Below are 19046 nucleotides of genomic sequence, written 5' to 3' on the forward strand. Positions count from 1 at the left end.
AGCCAAGGTCAGGTCCTGCCGAGGCCGGCGTTGTCCAGAGGCGCGTGGAGCAGCCCTCGGCGCAGGTCGTAGGTGAGTCGGAACGCGGCGGGGCCGTCGCAGACGTCGGCGGTCCGGTCCGCGTCGAGTACCAGGACGAGTCGCCCGTCGAGCAGGGGCTGCTTGTCGAAGCTGGTGAAGTGGTTGCGTTCGAGCGCGCGGATGACGCCGTCGCCGACCGGATCCATACGGCTCATCGCGGGGGGTAGCCGCAGCGCGCAGGCGGCGATCGTGCGGGCGGTGGCGTTGTCGACCGGGCTGTCGCGGGGGATCTGAACGCCGCCGCCGGGCACCCAGTCGGGGGTGAGGATCCCGTTGTCGCGGTCGCGTTGGACAACGAGCACCTCGATCGACTCGTCCCCGTCGCGGACCTGGCCGGAGCCCTGGCGGGGTTCGTCCTGGGGGTCACCGACGCCGGCGCGGATCCAGCCGTCGAGCGTGTCGCGGTCGCGGCCGACCTCACCGAGGAGGAAGTCGGCGGCGCGGGACCGGCGCCGTTCGACGTCACGGGTGTGCAGTGCCTCGGCGTGCCGCATCGCGTCCTGCCAACCGGCCGGGCCCAGCGAGTCGCTGCCGTACGTGGCCTGGACCAGGCTGGGGATGTCGGTGGGCAGCGTGATGCTGCTGCGGTCGATCAGGAGTGCGGCGGCACGCAGGAGGGCGTGCTCACCGTAGACGCTGCGGCTTCCGGGGACCGCTCGGGGCGGTTCGGCTGCCCAGTCCTCGACGCCGACGATCACGCACCGCGGCTGCTCAAGGCGGGACGTGCGTTCCCTCTGGTGGCGGTGCAGCCGGCCCATCCGCTGCAGGACGAGGTCGACGGGGGCGAGATCGGTGATCATCAGATCAAAGTCGACGTCGACGCTCTGTTCCACGACCTGGCTGGCGACGACGACATGCCGCTCTGGTCGCTCGGTCCCCTCACCGGGTGGGCCGAACCGCTGCAGCAGTGACGTGTCGAGCGCCGCGCGGTCGCAGGCGAGGAACCGGGAGTGGGTGATCGTCACCTCGTCCTCGCCGAACTCGGCGACGAGCCGGTCGGCCGTCTCCTGCACGCGTCCGACGGTGTTGCGGATGACTACTGCGCAGCCTCCGTCGACGAGGGCGTTGCGCAGCGTGTCGACGAGGGTGTCGAGGTCGTCGGCCATGCGCTCGACCGTGACCGCCTTCGGTGTCCTCGCGGCTGGGACCGGCCGTGCTGGTGATCCGGAGGCGAGGACGACCGGGTAGCCGGGGGCGTCCTCCACATCCGAGCTGCTCACGCCTCGGCCGCTCTCGTAGGCCTGGATCAACTCGGTGCGGCGTGCGGCGGGCAAGGTGGCCGAGAGGAGCAACACCGGGGTGGCGTAGGCGCCGAGCCAGTGCAGCATCCGATCCAGGTATCGGGACATGTAGACGTCGTAAGCGTGCACTTCGTCGATCACGACGACCTTGCCCGCCAGGCCGAGGTGGCGCAGCATCACGTGCCGGCTCTTCAGCGCACCGAACAGGGCCTGGTCGACGGTCCCGATCACGAACTGGGCGAGCGGGCCCTTCTTGCGACCGCGCAGCCAGTGGTGGGCAATGCCGCTCTCCTGATCGCCGTCCTCTCCGACGCCACGGACGTGGGCTGCCCGCAGCAGACCGCGGTAGTCGTCGTTGAGGGCGGCGGTGCCGTGCGCGAGCAGCACGCTGACGTCGGACGGCAAGCCCGGCAGCGTGCGCATCCACGCCAGAACCCGGCGGAACATCGCGTCGGTCGTGGCACGGGTCGGGAGTGCCACGAAGCATCCGTCGGCTCCGGAGCGTGCCGCCAGCGCCTCGGCGGCCAGGAACGCGGCTTCGGTCTTACCCTCGCCCATGGGAGCCTCGACGATCACCAGCCCCGGCGTCTCCTGTGCCAGGGCCGCTTCGGCCGCGGCCAGCTGGATGGGGCGCGCATCCTCCGGGGCTCGCCCGAATCGTGCCGCGAACGCCTTCCCCGCGTCATCGAAGCGGCGAGGCCGCCACCGCGCCGGCATATCGAGCTCGTCCCACGCATGTGCCACACGGGCGGCGGTGAGATCCGGATCGGGCTCGACGGGCGGTTCGAACGCCGTGTGCACCTCGCGCAGCGGGAAGAGTTCGGCATTGGAAGCGATCCAGTCGGCCATGATCACGATGGAGGCCAGCAGCGCCTGCGTCGGGCGGCCCAGACGGACAGACGCATAGGGTTTGAGCACCTCGGGCCCGCCGACGAGGTCGGTCGCCCACCACAGCGCTGCGGTGCGGGCTTCCTCCCACGAGCCATCGCCGACCAGCGACCGCTGCACGCTGACGAAGTGCTGCAGGCTCGACTCCGGCGGCACGCCGTGATGGGCGCCGACGACGCACGCCAGCTGCGCGGCGGTGGCGGTGAACTCGAAGCCGAGCCGGTCGGCCAGAAACTCCCGCACGGCGAGCTGCCCCACAACCTCGTGGCGGACCCGCGGTCGATCTCGGCTCTGCGCAAGCTCCGGACGTGCGACCAGGCCATACCCGCGCATCGCGTCCGCCAACGGCGGGGCCTGCACCACGAACGCAGGGCTGATCTTGCCGACGTCGTGCACGGCCGCCAGCCAGGTCGCGATAGTCCGGACGCCGTCCGCCGTGTCGAGATCGGTCGCGAGACGACGCACCACCTGCGGCGACACCCACTCGTCCACCAGCCGAAGGACTATCCCTGCGGTATCAGCCAAATGCTGGTGCAGTGGCAACCACGCAGTGATCTCCTTCGACAGGTGATCGCGGTCAGTCTTCGCCCACGCGGACAGCCAAGCGTCGAGCACCGGATTCCTTCCGTCGGGGCGAGGCGGACGGATCAGTACTCTCTGTTGGAAGTCGATCTGTTACCCCATGCGGCCGACCGTCGTGCCCGTGCCGACGAGCGACGGTTAGCAACTCTCGATCTCAGACGTCCGGTGTCGCGGCGCGGCGAGCCCAGCCTTCACCAGCTCACCCAGTACCTGGCCGAACAGGTCCAGCTGCGCTCGGTGGGGCCTCCCGTCCACGTCGACGAAACTGCCCGTGAGTCGGTCTGCGGCGAGCAGTCTCGGCGACCCGCTCGACAAGGCGGTCGTGGATGCGTAGGGCCATCTCGGATGTTCCGATCGCCGCCGCGAGCTAGTGCTCGCCGAGAAGGGCTCACGAGTTACTCCACGCTCCCTCGGGGCCACTCCTGGCGAACGATCTGGCTTCCTCGCTGTATGCGGGCATCCGCTCGTGCCGGCGCCGCAGACGCGCGTCTGCGCCGTGCTATCCAGAACACCCGCGCGACGTCGGCCGGATCAACGCCCTGCTGCTGCGGCTGCGCGACAAGGGCAACACGATGCTCGTAGTCGAGCACGACACCGACGTGATCACCGCCGCCAACCACGTCGTCGAGCTCGGCCCGCGCGCCGGTGGCGAGGCGGGCGGATCGTGCACGAGGGCGACGTGGCCGGGCTGGCGACCTCGGGCACGCTCACCGGCGAGTTCCTGCACCGTCCGATCACGCTGCGGGCGCAGCCGCGGCGCCGCGTCGTGCTACCTGCGCGAGCTAGCGGCCTCGGATTGAAGTCCGGCGACAGTGCGCAGCTACGCCTGGTCAAGGCATCGCGACTTGATGGGTGATCAAGGGGTCGGCATGCGCCTCCGATCGGGGAACGATTGCACAACACTCGGGGCAGTTCCATGCGTCAGCATCCGCTCAGGATGTCCTCGATCCGAGCGGCGTCCGGCCCGTCGAGCACCAAGGCGTAGGCGCTAGCGACGTCGTGCCAGCTCGCGGCGTAGGTGCAGTGCGCGGCCGGGTTCGGCGGTAACCACCGGGACGGCCCGCGGTCGCCCTTCGAGTTGTTCGTGGGCCCGTCCACCGCGCGTAGCTCGGCGCCGTCGTTTGCGAACGCCTCCCGATCGGCGTCGCTCCACTGCCAGGCTCCGGCCTGCCACGCGTACGAGAGCGGGATCACGTGGTCGATCTGCACGTCGTCGCTCGTGCCCTGTCCGCGCTGGAACGCGATCGTCGTGCCGGTGTAGAGGTCGTTCAGCGTGCCGGTCGCGACGTCGCACCCGTCTGCGGTGAGCGCGACGTCGACCAGGTCCCGGATGAGGATCTCCTGCCTGGTGTCTTGGCAGTCCCTGTCGGCGTCGGCCCACCCGTCGCCGAACGCGTCGCGGTCGTAGGGCGGCACCTGCGCCGGCCACGCAGCCACCGTGTCGCCGAGCGCGGCGCCGCATCCGGACAGGAGCAGGACGACGGCCAAGACGAGCACGGGGAGCCTCACGTGATCATCCTGGCGTAGCTCGATCGAGTGAAATCGGAGATGGCGAAACGCCCGCCTCCGACGGCGTGTCGGGACGGGCGTTCGACGGGTCGGTGGGCCGCCGTCGGCGACGCCGCAGGGTCTCGTCGGTGCGCTCGGCGTAGCGGCGGACGACCGGTGCCGCCCAGCATGCCGGACTGGTTCCGCGCCCCGGGTCCGATTGCTGCCGCCGGGCTCTCAGTGGTGCTCGCGCAGGTGCGCGCTCATGGGCACTGGGGTGCCCGCCACTGGCTCAGCCGCGGTTTGCCGTCGAGCGGATCCGCTCCAGCACATCTGCCGAACGCGGTGGCCGCGTGGCAGCGCTGATAGCGCAATGTCTCCGAGCAGTGATCAGTAACGCGCCGCGAGTGATCGACGAGCAGTCTTCCGGATGCGGAGCGCATCCAGTACAGAGAGGACTGATGTGCAGAGACTGCTCCTGCCCGCCCTCGGCGCCCTCACGCTGGTGGCGGCCGCCGTGGGTGGACCCGGCGGGACCGGGCTCCCCAGCTCGGCAGACACGGCGGTGGTCGCCGTCGCCGCAATCGCGCCGGTGACGGCGGACGCGAACTGTCACGCGAGCTACAAGCCGTGCCTTCCTCGTGTGCGGGATCTCGACTGCCCCCAGATTGGCCACCGGGTGACCGTCGTCGATACGGACGCGTACCGGTTGGACGCAGATCATGACGGCACCGGGTGTGACCGCTACCCGGAGCCCAGCGGCGGACGCTGACGGCTGCCCCACCCCGGCCGGTCGCCCAACCGGTGACACCTGGGGTGGGGCGCTCCCCTTCAGATGTCCTCGAGGGTTCGGCGTGCGGGTTGGTGTCGGACCGCGCTGAGGCAGAGGCTCGGCGGCGTCGGGGTGGTGATCTCGAATCCGGCGGTGTGGGTGAGCTCGCTGAGCAGTTCGGTGCTCCAGTAGCGGCGGCGCATGGTGTCGTGTTCGACGCGGCCGGTGTCGAATCGCCAGCTGCGGGTGCTGGTCAGGATCTGTGTGTTCGGGTCCCATTCGGACGTTGTGGTGGCGGTGGCGGTGCCGAGGGACGTGGTGATCTCGTGGCGGCCGTGGGTGTGGCCTCCGGTGCCGGTGAGGGTGGCGATCGCGAGCAGGGTGCCGGGGTGGCTGTGTGCCTGGATCGTGTTGAAGGCGGCGGCGAGGTCGGCGTCGGTGTGCAGGTAGGACAGGGTGTTGCCGAGGCAGGTCACGAGGTCGAAGGTGGCGCCGAGGCGGATGGTGCGCAGGTCACCGACCGCCAGTCGCAGGCGAGGGCGGGTGCGTTGGGCCCACGTGATGAGGCTCGGCTGCAGGTCGATGCCGCTGCCGGTGATGCCGTGGCGGTGCAGGTCTGCGAGCAGGCGCCCGGTACCGCAGCCGAGGTCGAGGACGGTCCTCGCGTCTGGGTGGTGTTGCTTGATGAGGGCTAGCAGGTCGGCGGTGGTGGGTTCGTCGGCGAGTAGTTCGTCGTAGAGCGCCGGCTCGCGGTACATGAGATTGTTGCGGGTCAGCGATTCGGCGTCGACGACGCGCACGAGCCCTCCCTTCCTGCGGCGGCGGCGGTGCACATGCTTCGGATGCCGATGTCGAGGGCGAGCATGTCGTACACCAGCGGTGGCATGGTGCCGCCGTCGCGGGCGCGCCGGTGCAGGTGCGCGATGGCGGTGCGGCGCACGAAGCCGCGGTCGATCAGCACCGAGCGTTCCAGCATGTCCGCGAGCAGCGCGAGTGCGTGACGGCGGAGCGCGCGGTTCATCGTCGCGGCGAACGATTCCGGTCGCCGGGGGTGGGTGACGGTGGTGGGCAGGCCGGTGCGGGCGAGCCGCTGGCGCAGCAGTTCCTTTCCGGTGCGCCACGCGACGGGGAGGGAGCGCCCGAATCGGGACAGCTGCGGTGCGGTGAACGGGGCGATCGGCCAGAGACCGGCGCGCAGGTAGGTCGGATGTCGGGCGGAGAACACGACCAGGGTCGGCAGAGCCACCGCCGTGACAGGGGAGCAGTCGGCGTCGATGTCGGCGAGCGCGTCGCGGGCGTGCTGGTCGAGCCACGGCGGCAGCCGAGGCGGTGTCGTTGGGCGCGGTCGCTCGGCTGGTGTTCGGCTCATGATTTCGTCGCCGCCATAGCCGGTGAGGACGACCCGGGCCCCAGCGGCGCGAAGCCGTCCGCGCAGGGCGTCGAACGCTTCTTGATAGACGTCGGTGTCGGGGTAGTGCGTGCGGTCGGCGGTCCTGGGGCCGCCGGGGGAGAGTGGAAGGTGATCGTTTGCGGGCACGGTGAGGTCGCGCAGCCCGAGATGGTCGACGATGATCCGGCGGCGGATCTCCTGGGCGAGGCCTGCCCGGCCGGCCACGATCAGGCCGGCGGAGAGAACCTGGCCGCTCGACAGTGCTGCGGCTGACACGGCCACGTTCGCCGAGTCCAATCCGCCGGACAGCTCCGCCGCGACGGCGCCGCGGAGACCGTCGAGCGCGTCGTGCACGACCTGGTTCATGAGCGTGGCGAAATGCGCGACGGGGTCGGCGCCCCATCGGAGTCTGCGGGGCTCGCTGACGTGACTGGCTGGTGCCGGGTAGCGCAGCCGTAAGCCGCTCGTGCGGTGCCACTGCATCGTGGCGCCCGCGGTGAGCCGGGTGATGCGGGAGAACAATGTTGCGGTGGAGTAGCGGTGTCGGCGGGTGAGCAGTCGGGTCACCACCGCCGGCGACAGGTCGTCGGGCTCGGCGAATGATGCGAGGTCAACGGGGTCCCAGGAGCCGATCAAGCGCTCGCCGCAGGCGGCGACGTAGAGCGGCACGACCCCGAGTGGGCCGGCGGTCAGAGCCACGACTCCGTCCGCGCCGAGCGTCAGCTCGGTGAAGTCCCCGCCAGGCCGGATCTCTCGGACAGCCACTGTGGCATCACGCCCGAGGCGCGACTCCCGGCGCAGGGCAGCGGACCGGACCGGTGCGATCCAGCTCGAGCCGAAGCGCCAGCACGAGCCCTGCCAACGCCATCCGCCCGTTACGTCGTCGCGGTGCAGGTCGAATCGCAGCATCGCTGGGGTCGTCCTCCGGCTATTCGGGCCGATTCCGGGGCGGCCAAGGCCAAGTCGACGTCGGCCGCCCCGGACCGACGCGGCCGATGTCAGCCCGCGCAGTGGTCGCCGTTGGAGTCCTGATGGCCCGGCGCCTTCCGGTTGTACTCGGATGCTGCGGACGGCACGGCCATAACGGCTTCGCCCTCGAAGATCTCGTCAACGTCCATTATTCCACCTCCCTTCCTGATTTTCATTGCGATATCTGCACATCGGGGGATCCTGCTCCGTGGCCGTCTCTACCGGCACCTCCGCAATCTGTGGTGCGTATGGGCGGACGCGGCTCGCCTCAGTGGTCAGGCGTGGCTCGGTATCGCGTATGTCACCTAGCGCCGGTGCAGGCGCTGGTGGAACGAGTGGATCCGTGTGGAACACGAGGTTTCCCCTTCGAGGGTCGGTGCGGTTCGTATCCGATGCGTGGATTGCTCCTGATGCACTACAGATCACTGGGTTGAGCGGCTGTGCGACGCGGTGGAACGGTTGGTACTCAGCGAATGGGCGGGGACCAGGTGTCGCCGATCCCCAGCAATAGCTCATAAAGAGGTACGCTTCCTCGGTAGGTCGATCTGTGCGATCGGTGGCGCGGGTCACGCTCGGTGTCGGGAGGGGACTGCGTCGCGCCGTCAAGGTGACAACCTCGGGTTTCCTCAAAGGGTGGGTCAGTGATGTCCGGGAGGCCACCGGTTGGGGCCCGGTTGTCCGCGTCGGCGGCGGTGGCGTCCGCGCTTGCGACCTCGCTGATGCTGCAGTGCCGTGGCCGTCAACACCGTTGCGACGACGGCCAGCAGCGCGGAGCTCACGGCCATGGCCGTGCACACGCCTCGTTACCGCTGCCGTTGCTGAGCCATCAAGGCGAAAGTCGCTACCGGACATGGCCAGCGCGTCAGCTGCGTCAGGCATCCAGAGCAGAGCCCATCGGAGAGCTGCCGGTGCTGCGCCAAGGCGCGCTCCGCATTTCCTCGGACGGCCAGGAACTGGATAGCCTCTTCAAATGCCAGCGCTTGATGCTCTGCATCGTGGGCGTCCATCACTCCGGTCTTCTGTGGCTGCAGGTCGCGGTTGTGGCGGACGCCGAGCGGCCCGGGGTAGACCGCCCGGCGTCTGGCAACCAGCCAACCGATTGCCCGCAGCCCACACCATGGCGCGCGTGATGCATCGATGTTGCATCAATGCCGCAGGAACCCCACTGAGCAGCGACGTTCGCTACGCTGGGCCGACCGGGCAATCACCCGTTCGGGAAGGTCGCGCCAGTGATACGCCAACCACGTCTCCGCTTGGCCGAGCACCGGAAGGCGGTTGGCTTCACGCAGGAGGCCTTGGCCGAGGCACTGCGCGTCGACCGATCGACGGTGGCGCGCTGGGAGTCCGGCGTGTGCGAACCGCAGGCGTGGATTCGTCCCAAGCTCGCCCGCGTGCTCGGCGTACCGCTCGAAGGACTCGCGAAGATCCTGACTGATCGCACTGACAGCACTGACAGCACTGACCGCACAGCCAACAGCATGCTGCACATGCGCGCGGGTCGCGCCGACCCGGCGGCGGCACGGGCGCTCGCAGACCATGTCGTAGCTCTCGCCAGGCGCTACGACTACGAGCCGTCGGCCTCGCTGGTCGCCGAGGCGGGCCAGGCGCATGCCGCGGTGTCGTTCCTGCTCGGCCAGGGCGCCAGCGAACTGACGATCGTCGAGCTGCATCGGACGGCGACCGCGTCAGCCTCGTTGCTCAGTCAGCTGGTGTGGGATGCGTCGGGGCGCTGGGACGGCGCAGCGGCCCTGCACTATTGCGATGCAGCGATCGAACACGCCACGGCATGTGGAGACAGGGTCGCCATGGCGCACGCCGAGCTCCGGAAGGCCTACGTCGCGCTGTATGGCCTGGCCGAGCACCGTGACCCGCGTCTCGGACTGGCCGGCGCGCAGGCCGCCGCCCACCAGAGCCAGACCATTAGCCAAGCACTACACGGCCTGGCGCAACTGCATGTTGCCGAAGCCTTCGCAATGCTCGGTGAGTATCGCCAGTGTGAGCTGGCGCTGAGTGCTGCGGACACCGCGTTTGGTCGGATGCAACCAGACGACGCGGCCGGAGGAGTTTTTTCGCCTGCCCAGTTCGGGCGGCTCGCAGGGTCGTGCTACCTGTTCTTGGGGCATCCAGAACGGGCCGAAGCGCTCCTCGCCGGCACAGTTGCGCTGCTCATCGACCGCCAGAAGACGCGGTCGCTGGTGTTGGGCAACCTGGCGTTGAGCTTCATCCGACAACGGGAACTCGATGCCGCCGCCGACAGCCTGCACAGGGCGATTGACCTGCTCGAGCACACACGTGGAGGCGGAGGGATGACGGTCGTGTTCGGCGCCGCCCGCGAGCTGTACCCGTTCCGGAATGAAACGATAGTGCAGGATATCCACGACCGCCTCCTGGGCCTCATGGCTCGCGGTTAGCAAGGAAGAGAAATTGTCTACAGGAGATAAAGCCAAGGCTGACGTTCGCGAGCGGGTATGGACAGCGCTCGAAGAAGCGGAGGCGTCTCCGGCTGCCCACGGCCGGATCCCGGACTTCGTGGACAGTGGCCGCGCGGCGGTTCGACTGAGCGAGCTGCCGGGCTGGCGACAGGCCCGAAAGGTCAAGGTCAATCCTGACCGCGCTCAGCAACCAGTGCGACAGCTCGCACTGAGCCAGGAGAAGCTGCTGTTCATGGCCGTGCCCAAGCTCGCATTGCCGGAGCCGTTCTACCGGCTCGATCCCGCGGAGCTTGATGAGCCGCCAGGGCAGCTGGCCGACCGGCGCCGCGCGGCAGAAGTCGCGCCCACCGCATCGCTGGACAGCCTGCCGCCGATCGACTTCATCATCTGCGGTAGCGTCGCGGTCAACTACGACGGTGTCCGCGTCGGTAAGGGTGCGGGCTACACCGATATCGAACTCGCGCTGCTGGCGGACGCCGGCCTGTTGAAGCCGGACACGATCATCGTGACGACCGTCCACGACCTGCAGGTGCTCGACGAGGACCTGCCACACCAGCCCCATGACTTCACCGTGGACTACATCCTCACCCCCGAGCGGCTAATTTCCTGCAAGAGGAGGCGGCCGCCAATTGGAATCGACTGGCAGGCCCTGAAACCTGAGTTGCGGGACAGCATCCCGGTGCTTCAGGCGATGTGGAAGCAGCACACAACGTCGGCTGAGTCGCACTCCTGATCTTGCCAGGAGCGCGACTCGCGTCGCCCAGTGTGCTGCTATCGGGAGCAGTCTGCCGGACATGCCGGCGAAACCGCCTCTCGGTGCGGCCACCACCTCATTGACGCGTTCGACTCCCCCTGTCCTGCGTAAAATGACCGACCGGGGGCCGTCCGAGCAGGTATCTGGCCTTCCCGCAGGTGGTCCGCGACGACAGGGGTGTCGAGGACGTCGGATCAGCTTCTGGTCCCCGTCACGGCGACCTCGGTGCATGCCGGGCACCGCTGGGCGGACGCGTAGTTGACGAGGGCCGCAGCGGCGAAGGGCCGCCGTGTTGATGCCCTACGCGGTGGCTGGTTCCGGTGTCGCTCCGCCGGAGTCGCTGGCCGGAGGAGTGGAGCGATTTTGCCGCAGGCGAAGAACCACAAGGCCACCAAGGACCGCTCCTGCAACGACGGAGCTAGCGATGATCCACCCGAGGGACCCATCTGGCGCGCCGGCGGCGTCTGTGGGTGCGGGCGGTGCGCTGGCCCGGATTGCGGGCGCGAGGGCGACGCTTGGCGCCGCCGCCGGAGCTGCCGCGGCGGCCGGCTCCGGCTGCGGTTGCACCTGCGGCTGAGACTGGGGCTGTGGCTGCGCGGGCTGGTCGTGTTCGAGGAACTCGCGGAGCATTCCGGTGTCGGTGATGACGTTGAAGTTCCCGCCGCCGAACAGCGTCAAGGTCATCATGCTATTGATGCCGTAGACCTCGCCGCGGGTGTTGATGGTGGGTCCGCCGGAGAGGCCGCCGGCGAAGTCTGCGTTGACCTGGTACACGGCGACACCCTTGCGGAACTGTCGGGACATGATCGTGCCGCTGGTGTTCACCGGCTGCAGTCGGGAGTCCTGCAGGACGTCCGCCGGTGTCTGCCCGCCGCCCTCGAGCAGTTTGTCCATGTTGATGCCGTCGGTGTCGGAGATGTTCAGGCCGGGGAAGCCGATGGACACCACGGGTTCGCCGAGGCGGGGTGCGGTGGGCGCGATCGGCAGTGGTTTGCCCGGGGCCATGCCGTGCACTTCGAATTTCGCGGTGTCGCCGTCTTCTGCCGTGCGGAAGCTGTGCACGCGCACGATCACGGGCGAGGTGAGCACCGCCCCGGGCAGCTCCCGCGGCTGGAACGCATACACGGTGGCGGTCGGTGCGGGGCGTGAGTAGTCGACTGGTGTCGGGAGCCCGGTTTCCGGGTCGATGCCGCCGCGTTCCATGTGCATCGCGACCCGCCCTTCCTCGGGGTCGACGCAGTGGCCCGCGGTCGCGATCGTCGTCGGGGTGTCGAACCAGCCGGTGCAGATCGACATGAGCGGCGTCTCGGGCGGCGCGGCCGGGTCGTCCGGCGGCGTGGTCAGCCAGGCGAAGGGGTCCTCGTGTTCGCTCCACACGATGACCAGGCCGACGATTGACTGCTGCACCGATTCCAGCAGCGCCGGGTCGATCAGGCTGTTCAGCGGTGCCGCCTGTGGTGGCGGCGCGGCCGGGGCGGCCGGTGAGGCCGGCTCGGACACGTTCGGTGCGGTCGCCGCAGGCCCGGGGCTGGGCACCGGGGCGGCGGGCGGCGGTTCGGCCAGCGCCGCGGCGCCGGACACGCTCATGCTGAGGCACGCGGCACCGAGTACCAGTCCGGTGCGGTGGAGCCAGCGTGTCGATAGTGGTGCTGGCGATCGATCAGCGCGTAGACGGGTGCGCTTCGTCGATCGCTGGTCAACCGACGCCGGCGGGGTTGATGTACTGCGCATTATGGAATTCCTTCTCGGGTCGTGAACGGGCAAGGTGACTGGAAGGGGTCAGTTCAGTTGAATATTTCTGGCGCACCTCCTTGATGTTGAAGTCAGAGGTTGTGGATCCAGTAAAAAGGGTTGTGCATGCCCTGCTTTTGGGTGCGGCGCGTCCCCGCCCCGGAGTCACTCCGGGCTGCAATATGTGTGAGACTGCCCGGCTCGCGGGTGCTCGGGGCCGCGATGCGGAGTGGCGCGGATAGTCGAGCGAGGGCATTGAGCGGCGCCGTACTCAGTCAGGGAGGCCTGGCGGTTACCTGGCGTGCTCGTGGCTTGTCAGGCTGTTGTTCTCTGCTGCCGGTGAGTTGATCGCGGCGGCGGTGAGGGCGTCAGGTGGTTGGCGTGGTCGTGTCGGGTGCGCTGGGCCGGTTGGCTTGGTGTCGGATGGTGGCGGCGAGTTGGAGGGTTTCTGGGTCGGGTTCGGTGTCGATGTCGGCGAGTTGGGCGCGGAGAAGGGTGAGGGTGTTTTCGGCGGCGTCTGGTCGGTTGAGTTGGGCTTGGATGCGCATGATGTCGCGGTAGATGCCTTCTTTGAGTGGGTCGAGATTGCGGGCGGTTTCGAGGAGGGCCAGGGTGCGTTCGGGGTCGTCGTGGATGGTGAGGCGGGCGAGTGTGGTGAGGGCGTCGAAGTAGCGGCGTCGGGTGGCTTCGCGCAGGGTGATGAGCCATTCGCTGGTGAGGTCGGCGGCGAGGTGGCCTTGGTAGGTGCGGATGGCGGTGTCGCAGGCCTGGGTGCGGTGGGTCGGGTCGGGGTGGGTGATGTCGGCGGCGGCGATGAGGAAGGTCCAGTAGTCGACGTCGATCAGGTTCGAGTCCAGGAGGTACCGGTCTCCGATGTGGGTGATCACGTGCGCGAGGTTCGGGTTGCCGGTGGCGCGCAGGGTTTTGCGGAGGCGGGCCAGGGTGGCGTTGAGTGCGTTGGTCGGTCGGCTGCGGTCCGCGTCGGGCCACAGGGCTGCGACTAGGTGGTCGCGGTGCACCCCGCTCGGGTGCACGGCCAGGTAGACCAGCAGCTCGGTCGCGCGAGGCCCCAGCCGGTCGATCACCGCACCGGGCCCGCCGGGAGCGTCGCGCGCGGTGGGTGAGCGTGGTCCGGTGCCGGGTGGGGTGTAGCGAAGGACGGTGGGTCCGAGGATTGACAGCCGCAGCGGCGGATGGGTGGGGCCAGCGGTAGCGGCTGTTGCCGACGCCGCGCCGCGTGGGCGCGAAGGCCGGGGGGCGGGGTGCGCCGGTTGCGGGGTGTGGTGTTCGACGGGTGGTTTCGCCCGCGGCGGCCCATCGGGTTGTGGCTTGTCGTGCTGTGCACCGTCGCCGCCGCCGGTTGGGTTGCCGGGCCTGGCCGCGCCATCACCGTCGTTGCGGGGATCGCTACCGGTGTCGCTGGTAGCCGCGCTTTCGTTCGGATCTGGTGGTGGGGGTTCGCCCCGTTCCGGCCAGAGATTCTCCGCGTGGGTTGGTGTGTGAGCGGTGGGGGCGAGGGCTTCGCGCAGTTGGGCTGGGGTGCTGGCGTTGAGCTGTGCGCCGACGAGGTGGACGGGCGCGGTGGGGGTGTCGTGGTCGGGGTCGGTGTGCTGGGTGATGCGGTGGTGGTCGTCGAGGTGGCAGTTCCAGCCGGTTGGCCACCAGCCCGTGAGGATGGCGCCGATCCCGAGCGGTTGGCCGGCGGTGAGGGTGGCGGCGAGACGGTGCTGGGCCGGGGTCGTGGTCGGTGCGGGTGCGAGCAGCAGCCAGAGCGGCCAGCCGTCGGGCGGGCCGGAGGTGACGCGGCGACGAATGAGTTCCGCTTCGACGACCTCGAGGGCGGTGAACGGGTCGGGCGTGACCCGGACCCGGGCAGGCCAGCGCTCGTTCCCGCCGTGTTCGTCCTCGTCGTGTCCGTTCTCATCTGGTCGCGGTGGTATGTCACCGGGCGGCGCGTTGGTTCGAGGTGGCGGGGTGATCGAGTTGTCGCCGGGTGGTCCGAACAGCTCGTGGGCGGTGTTGGCGGCGATGACGACAGCGGTGTCGGGTTCCAGGTCGAGTAGCGCGCTCAGCAGCGCGCGGGCGACAGCGGGTGCTCCTGGCCCGGTCAGGCCCAGGCCACGGGTTGCGGCGAGGTCGATCAACACCGGCTGGTGATCGAGCACCCCGATGGGCAGCCACGGCCGCGCTCCCCCCACTGCAAACGCAGCCGAGGCGGTCTCTGCATTCGGGGATCCGGCGTCTCCCGCAGCGCCCGGAAACGGTTCCGGGCGATGATCGCCACGAGGCGCCGCCGCCTCGATGGCGAATGGTGGCCGGCCGGGACCGTACGGCCGGTGTGACAGCGCGTCAGGGGCCTGTTCGATGCGGGGGATGGGGGCGGTGTCGGCGACATCAGGGCTGCGCGGAGTCCGGTCCCGATCGCGCCGGGCGAGCAGCACCGCGGCAGTAGCGGCCGCCGCGGCGGTCGCGCCGACCCCCACCAGCAGCGCGGTGCTGTCGGACCGGGAGCTCGTGGGAGGCACAGGCCCGACAGGGGCCGCCGGTGGCCCGCTCGGGCCGGTCGCTGGTGGTTCGCCCGGCGAAGGCAAGGGCGCGGGCAGGGCCGGTGCGGGTGTGGGTGTGGGTGTGGGTGTGGGTGTGGGCAGCGTGGGTGTGGGCAGCGAGGGTGTGGGTTTGGGAATCGGCGGCGCTGGTGCGGGGTCCTCGCGATCGAGGGAGGGCGGTTGAGTGGTCGGCCCTGGACGGGTGGTGCCCGGATCGGTGTCGGGCGGGTCAGGGGCAGTGCCTGGTGAGCCGTCGCCGTGACTGCCGTTGCTGTCGCGGCCCATGCGGGCGCTGTCCTCGCCCGCCTCATTCTTGCTCGTGCCGTTGCTGCCTGTGCCGTTGCTGCCTGTGTCGTTCCTATCCGTGTCGTGTCGGTCCTGGTCGTGTCGGTCCTTGTCGGTGTCGTGCTGGTCGTCGGTTGCACATGGGTCGGGGCGCGGTGGCACGTGGCATGGCTGGCTGGTGGCGGGCTCGTCGTCAGGCGGCTGCGACGTCATGTCGGGCGGGCACGCGGGCTCATGCTGCGACATTGATGTGGCGAGTGGGCCACGGTGCTGCGGCATGTCCTCGGGCAGGAACGGCGTCGACGACGAGGCAGAGGCTTGAGGATCGCCGTGGAGGGTGTCCGGAGTGTGCATGGCCGGCGCAGGTTGTCCTGCGGGTTGGGCCGCGGGGAGGGTGGTCGGCTGGCTGCTGGTGGCCGGGACAGCTGGCGGGGCGGGTGCCGGCGAGGTGGCGTTGCTTCCGGACATGTCGCTCGAGGTGCCGGGTTGGGCGAGTTGGCGGTGGACGTGTTCGGCGTGGTCGCGCAGGCAGTGGCAGCTGTCGATCAGGCTGGCCAGCCAGTGTTGGTATGCCTGGGCGGCGTCACCGCGCCAGGACGGCACCGCCACCGCGGTCGCGGTGAGCAGGGCCGCGAGCTGCGCAGCGTCGCTCTTGCGGGCCTGCCACAGCGCCACCGCCTCCGACAGACTCGTCGGCCCAGCATCCCCGACGATCCGCTCAGCGAGAACGCGCGGCGCCCAGGCGGGACCGTCAAAGCGATGCGGTGACGGGTCGCCCAGGGCGGCGCCTGCCGGAGCATCGATGACCGAGTCCCGGATGCCGGTGCCGGTGCCGGTGCCGTTGGCGGGTCTTGCGGATGCGTGGTCCTCGGCGAGGGCGGCGAGATCGGCGGCGAGCTGCATGTCGGTATGCCAGTAATGGGCGGCGGTGTCGCGTAGCGCGCAACCGGCACCGGCGAGGTTGGTCAGCACCTGGCGGTGCTGGGTGCACCAGTCGCGTTCGGCGTCGGCCAGCCACCGCTGCACGGTGGTCATGCCCAAGGGAAGCGGCGGAATCTCGGTCGAGCACGCGTCCCGCGCCCGAGCGTGTTCGGTGCGGTCGCGGTGCCGCTCGGCTTCGACCAGGCGATCGAACTCGTCCGCGGCGCCTTGGACCTCGGCGAGTGTGAGGTCGAACCCGCCGCCGGCGACCCAGCCGTCGCGGTCGCGAAGCCTGTCGCTCGGGTTCGCTGCCGCGGCGCACAGCCCAGCACTTCCCGTCATCACCTACCCCCAACGATGGGCGGCCGATCGGCCGTTCGCCGCGCGGTGAGCGGCCAATCGGGTGTTTGGGCGTCAGTGAGGAAGTGCGTACTCGGCCGGGTCGAGACTCATGGGTCGATCAGACCCGGATCACCCGGACGTCGTAACGGCCGCGATATGGATGCCAGGTCTCGCAGCAGCGAGAACAGGGGGCGAGCCTGGGGGCCCTCGATGGGCGGGCGGCGGAGGAAGGCTCGGTCAGCCGCGGGGCCCGTAGATGATCTCGAAGCACAACAACTGCGGCCTGGCTGAACGTGACGGGCCGCAACGGGCGATCAGGACCCGGATCACGCGCCGAACGCAGCCAGGCGGAGAAACACTACGGCTTCGCCTGGTCGGACAATCTTCCGGTTCTCGGGCTCTTTAGGGCTGGCAGAGCATGCCCGGCCTGTACCCCATGGCCGCCGTGGAGGCGCTTGAACGGTGGTCCGACGAGCTTTCCCCCGTTGGCTCTGTCAGCCTCCCGCCGACGGCCGGGTGGAGCAATTCAATTGTCCGCTTTGACCCGCTCGCGGGTCGTGCGGGGCGAGAGCGGGCCTGTGCGTCATTCGGCGTTGCCCGGCCCGCGGTACTCGTCATGTCGACCGACCGGGGCGGTCGGGCCGCATCGACGCCTCAGCCAGCTGCGCGTGCGCGGGCGTCGAGCAAACGCGGGGCCGGATCGCCGGTCGTGCCGGAGAAGGTCAGTGGGCGGCCTTGTAGGCGTCCAGCACCGATGCCGAGATCCGGCCACGCTCAGAGACCTTCATTCCCTGCTGCTGCGCCCATTCACGGATCGCCTGGTTCTGCTCCCGATCCGTCGTTGCGCGGGCCACGGGACCAGCCGCCCCGCTGCGGCGGCGCCCGCCGGTGCGCCGCGCCGCCGTGACGAAGGGTGCGAGCGCGTCGCGCAGCTTCTTGCTGTTCGAGCTGGACAGGTCGATCTCGTAGGCCTTCCCGTCCACCATGAACTGCACCTGCTCGTCGGCGTCAGTGCCGTCAAGGTCGTCGACAAGGGTTACCTTGGTTTGCGTGGCCATGTGCTTCCTCCAGGATCAGGCTGTTGTGGCGCGTCCGGCCACATCGCCGCTCGCTCGGCTTCGCCACAGGATTGTGCCGTTTCTCTGGAGGGTAGCAACAACAGCCGCGGAATGTCGCACGGAGGGGCGCTGTCGTCGGTCTGAGGGTGATAAGGCCGACCACAGCCGCGGAAGCATCATCGTGCCGAGCATTGGTCCACGGCCAGCCGGCCTCACCCCGAACGGTCGGCGCGCAACCTGGTCTAGAAGCGCGGCCGCTGGCATGCGACGCGTACCCGTGGTCGGTCGTGCAGCCGGTGGTGAGGCACGCTGAGGGCGAGTGAATTGCCGCTCGGGGGATTCGCGCGCTGTGCTGTGCGCACCCGGCCCCGTCCCTGCGGGTGATCGGCCTGGATCGTCTCCCGGACCGGGCGACCCGCCATGGGCGCCAGGCTTGGCCCCGTCCTGGCAGGCATTCAGCCGCTGGCAGCGTCGCGAATGAGCGGCGAAGGTCCCGTACGGCCCTCCCCGCGACGTGGACCGACGCGCGCCCGCAGCGCGGTCGGCGCCGACGGGGCCCAGAAGAGATCCCTTCTCGATTCGACCCTTTGTCGAACCCTGCCTAGCCTAGGCAGCAATGGGTCGACTCGGTCATGCGGCACGAATACCCGCACCGAGGTTGTGCGAATGTTGTGCGGACGGTGTGAGGAGAAGAGGCGGTGGTGGTATTGCGATGCAGCCGACGGAACAGGCGGGTAAGCGAGTCCACGGCGCTCACGCGTTGTCGCCTTCCCGTGTGCGGAGACCGTGGGTGGCGCAGCTCGGGGCCCCTCGTGCCATCCCTCGTTTATCCCCTCGCTACACCCCTCGTGCGTCCGCTCGTCCGAAACGAGGCCCCGACGCTGCCGATCGGCGCAGGTCAGGAGCGAGACGAGGGGCGTCGGCCCGCCCAGAGACCCCATACGCGCAAGCGGCCGTTCCGGGGTCTGGGGGATCAGAGGGGCCGCGCAGGGGGAGAGTCACCGGCGGCTTGCAACCGTGGAAGGTCACACCTCTCGCTAGTGAACAACGTAATTCGGATCAGTTGATACGATTTGGACATAGCTTGCAGGCCTGAGCTCGACCTATTAATAAAAATGGAGCGAAATGGCCGGAAGCTCCCTAGTCTGCAATGGCAGCGAAACGGTAGGGGGATCGGGGTTGGGGTGGCGCCGGAATTGGTCGCGGATGTTCGGTGACGTGTATTGCTTTCACCGGGTCGGGCGGGTATATTCATTGGTAACGCCGCAACGGCGGGACGCCGGTCCCGATGAAACGCAACCGGACGGCGGACCGAACTCAAACAGACGATAGGGGTGCGCTGTGTGCTACGCCGACGCTTACCGTGACGACACCGAAACTGTTGGGGTGTTCGTCGCGGTCTGCTACTGCGGATGGTCGGACAACGGTCACCCGACCATGGAATCCGCCGAACGCGCGGCCCAGCTCCACGAGCAGAACACCGCCGACTGATCCACCAACACGCGCCGGGCGCCGGGCGGCGTTCCGCCCCGGATCCCCCGGAATAGGCCACGAGGAAGGGAAGTG

At 69.3% G+C, this 19046-nt stretch carries 10 protein-coding genes; 3 read left to right on the forward strand and 7 right to left on the reverse strand.

The features are described from left to right. Positions 1-8 precede the first annotated feature (8 nt). Positions 9-2825 (reverse strand): CRISPR-associated helicase Cas3', encoded by a 2817-nt coding sequence (gene cas3, locus ABEA81_RS11965; RefSeq protein WP_345605034.1) that lies wholly within the window; start codon positions 2823-2825, stop codon positions 9-11. Positions 2826-3471: 646 nt separating this feature from the next. Here cas3 and ABEA81_RS42635 point away from each other — a divergent pair. Next, entirely contained in the window at positions 3472-3648 is a 177-nt protein-coding gene (locus ABEA81_RS42635; RefSeq protein ID WP_425570518.1) for a hypothetical protein, read from the forward strand. A 65-nt stretch (positions 3649-3713) separates the two neighbouring features. Here the strand turns inward: ABEA81_RS42635 and ABEA81_RS11975 are convergent, their stop codons facing one another. From ABEA81_RS11975 to ABEA81_RS11985, 3 genes are all read right to left on the reverse strand, one after another. Further along, positions 3714-4301: an HNH endonuclease family protein gene (locus tag ABEA81_RS11975; RefSeq protein WP_345605035.1), complete on the reverse strand. Its 588-nt coding sequence runs from the start codon at positions 4299-4301 to the stop codon at positions 3714-3716. A gap of 810 nt (positions 4302-5111) precedes the next feature. After that, the gene (locus ABEA81_RS11980; protein WP_345605036.1) at positions 5112-5852 is read right to left on the reverse strand and encodes a class I SAM-dependent methyltransferase; all 741 of its coding nucleotides are present in this window, start codon (positions 5850-5852) and stop codon (positions 5112-5114) included. Then, entirely contained in the window at positions 5825-7141 is a 1317-nt protein-coding gene (locus ABEA81_RS11985; protein ID WP_345605037.1) for an asparagine synthase-related protein, read from the reverse strand. Before ABEA81_RS11985 ends, ABEA81_RS11980 begins: the two co-directional genes overlap by 28 nt. 1523 nt (positions 7142-8664) lie before the next feature. Here ABEA81_RS11985 and ABEA81_RS11990 point away from each other — a divergent pair. Beyond that, a complete protein-coding gene (locus ABEA81_RS11990) occupies positions 8665-9822 on the forward strand; it encodes a helix-turn-helix transcriptional regulator (protein WP_345605038.1) in 1158 nt (385 codons plus the stop codon). Between the two features lie 13 nt (positions 9823-9835). Beyond that, positions 9836-10576: a 5-formyltetrahydrofolate cyclo-ligase gene (locus ABEA81_RS11995; protein ID WP_345605039.1), complete on the forward strand. Its 741-nt coding sequence runs from the start codon at positions 9836-9838 to the stop codon at positions 10574-10576. Between the two features lie 321 nt (positions 10577-10897). On the opposite strand, the gene ABEA81_RS12000 is transcribed toward ABEA81_RS11995, so the two are convergent. From ABEA81_RS12000 to ABEA81_RS12010, 3 genes are all read right to left on the reverse strand, one after another. Beyond that, on the reverse strand, positions 10898-12184 hold the full coding sequence (locus ABEA81_RS12000) for a trypsin-like peptidase domain-containing protein (RefSeq protein ID WP_345605040.1): 1287 nt from the start codon (positions 12182-12184) through the stop codon (positions 10898-10900). Between the two features lie 512 nt (positions 12185-12696). Beyond that, positions 12697-16422 (reverse strand): BTAD domain-containing putative transcriptional regulator, encoded by a 3726-nt coding sequence (locus ABEA81_RS12005; protein ID WP_345605064.1) that lies wholly within the window; start codon positions 16420-16422, stop codon positions 12697-12699. Positions 16423-17144: 722 nt separating this feature from the next. After that, a complete protein-coding gene (locus tag ABEA81_RS12010; protein WP_345605041.1) occupies positions 17145-17480 on the reverse strand; it encodes a histone-like nucleoid-structuring protein Lsr2 in 336 nt (111 codons plus the stop codon). Between the last annotated feature and the right edge of the window lie 1566 nt (positions 17481-19046).

Source organism: Pseudonocardia adelaidensis (assembly GCF_039543345.1).
In the GTDB taxonomy this organism is placed as follows: domain Bacteria; phylum Actinomycetota; class Actinomycetes; order Mycobacteriales; family Pseudonocardiaceae; genus Pseudonocardia; species Pseudonocardia adelaidensis.

Coding starts and splice junctions, on each gene's coding strand:
- ABEA81_RS12010 (WP_345605041.1), bottom strand. CDS start 17,480: ATGGCCACGCAAACCAAGGTAACCCTTGTCGACGACCTTGACGGCACT.
- ABEA81_RS12005 (WP_345605064.1), bottom strand. CDS start 16,422: ATGACGGGAAGTGCTGGGCTGTGCGCCGCGGCAGCGAACCCGAGCGAC.
- ABEA81_RS12000 (WP_345605040.1), bottom strand. CDS start 12,184: ATGAGCGTGTCCGGCGCCGCGGCGCTGGCCGAACCGCCGCCCGCCGCC.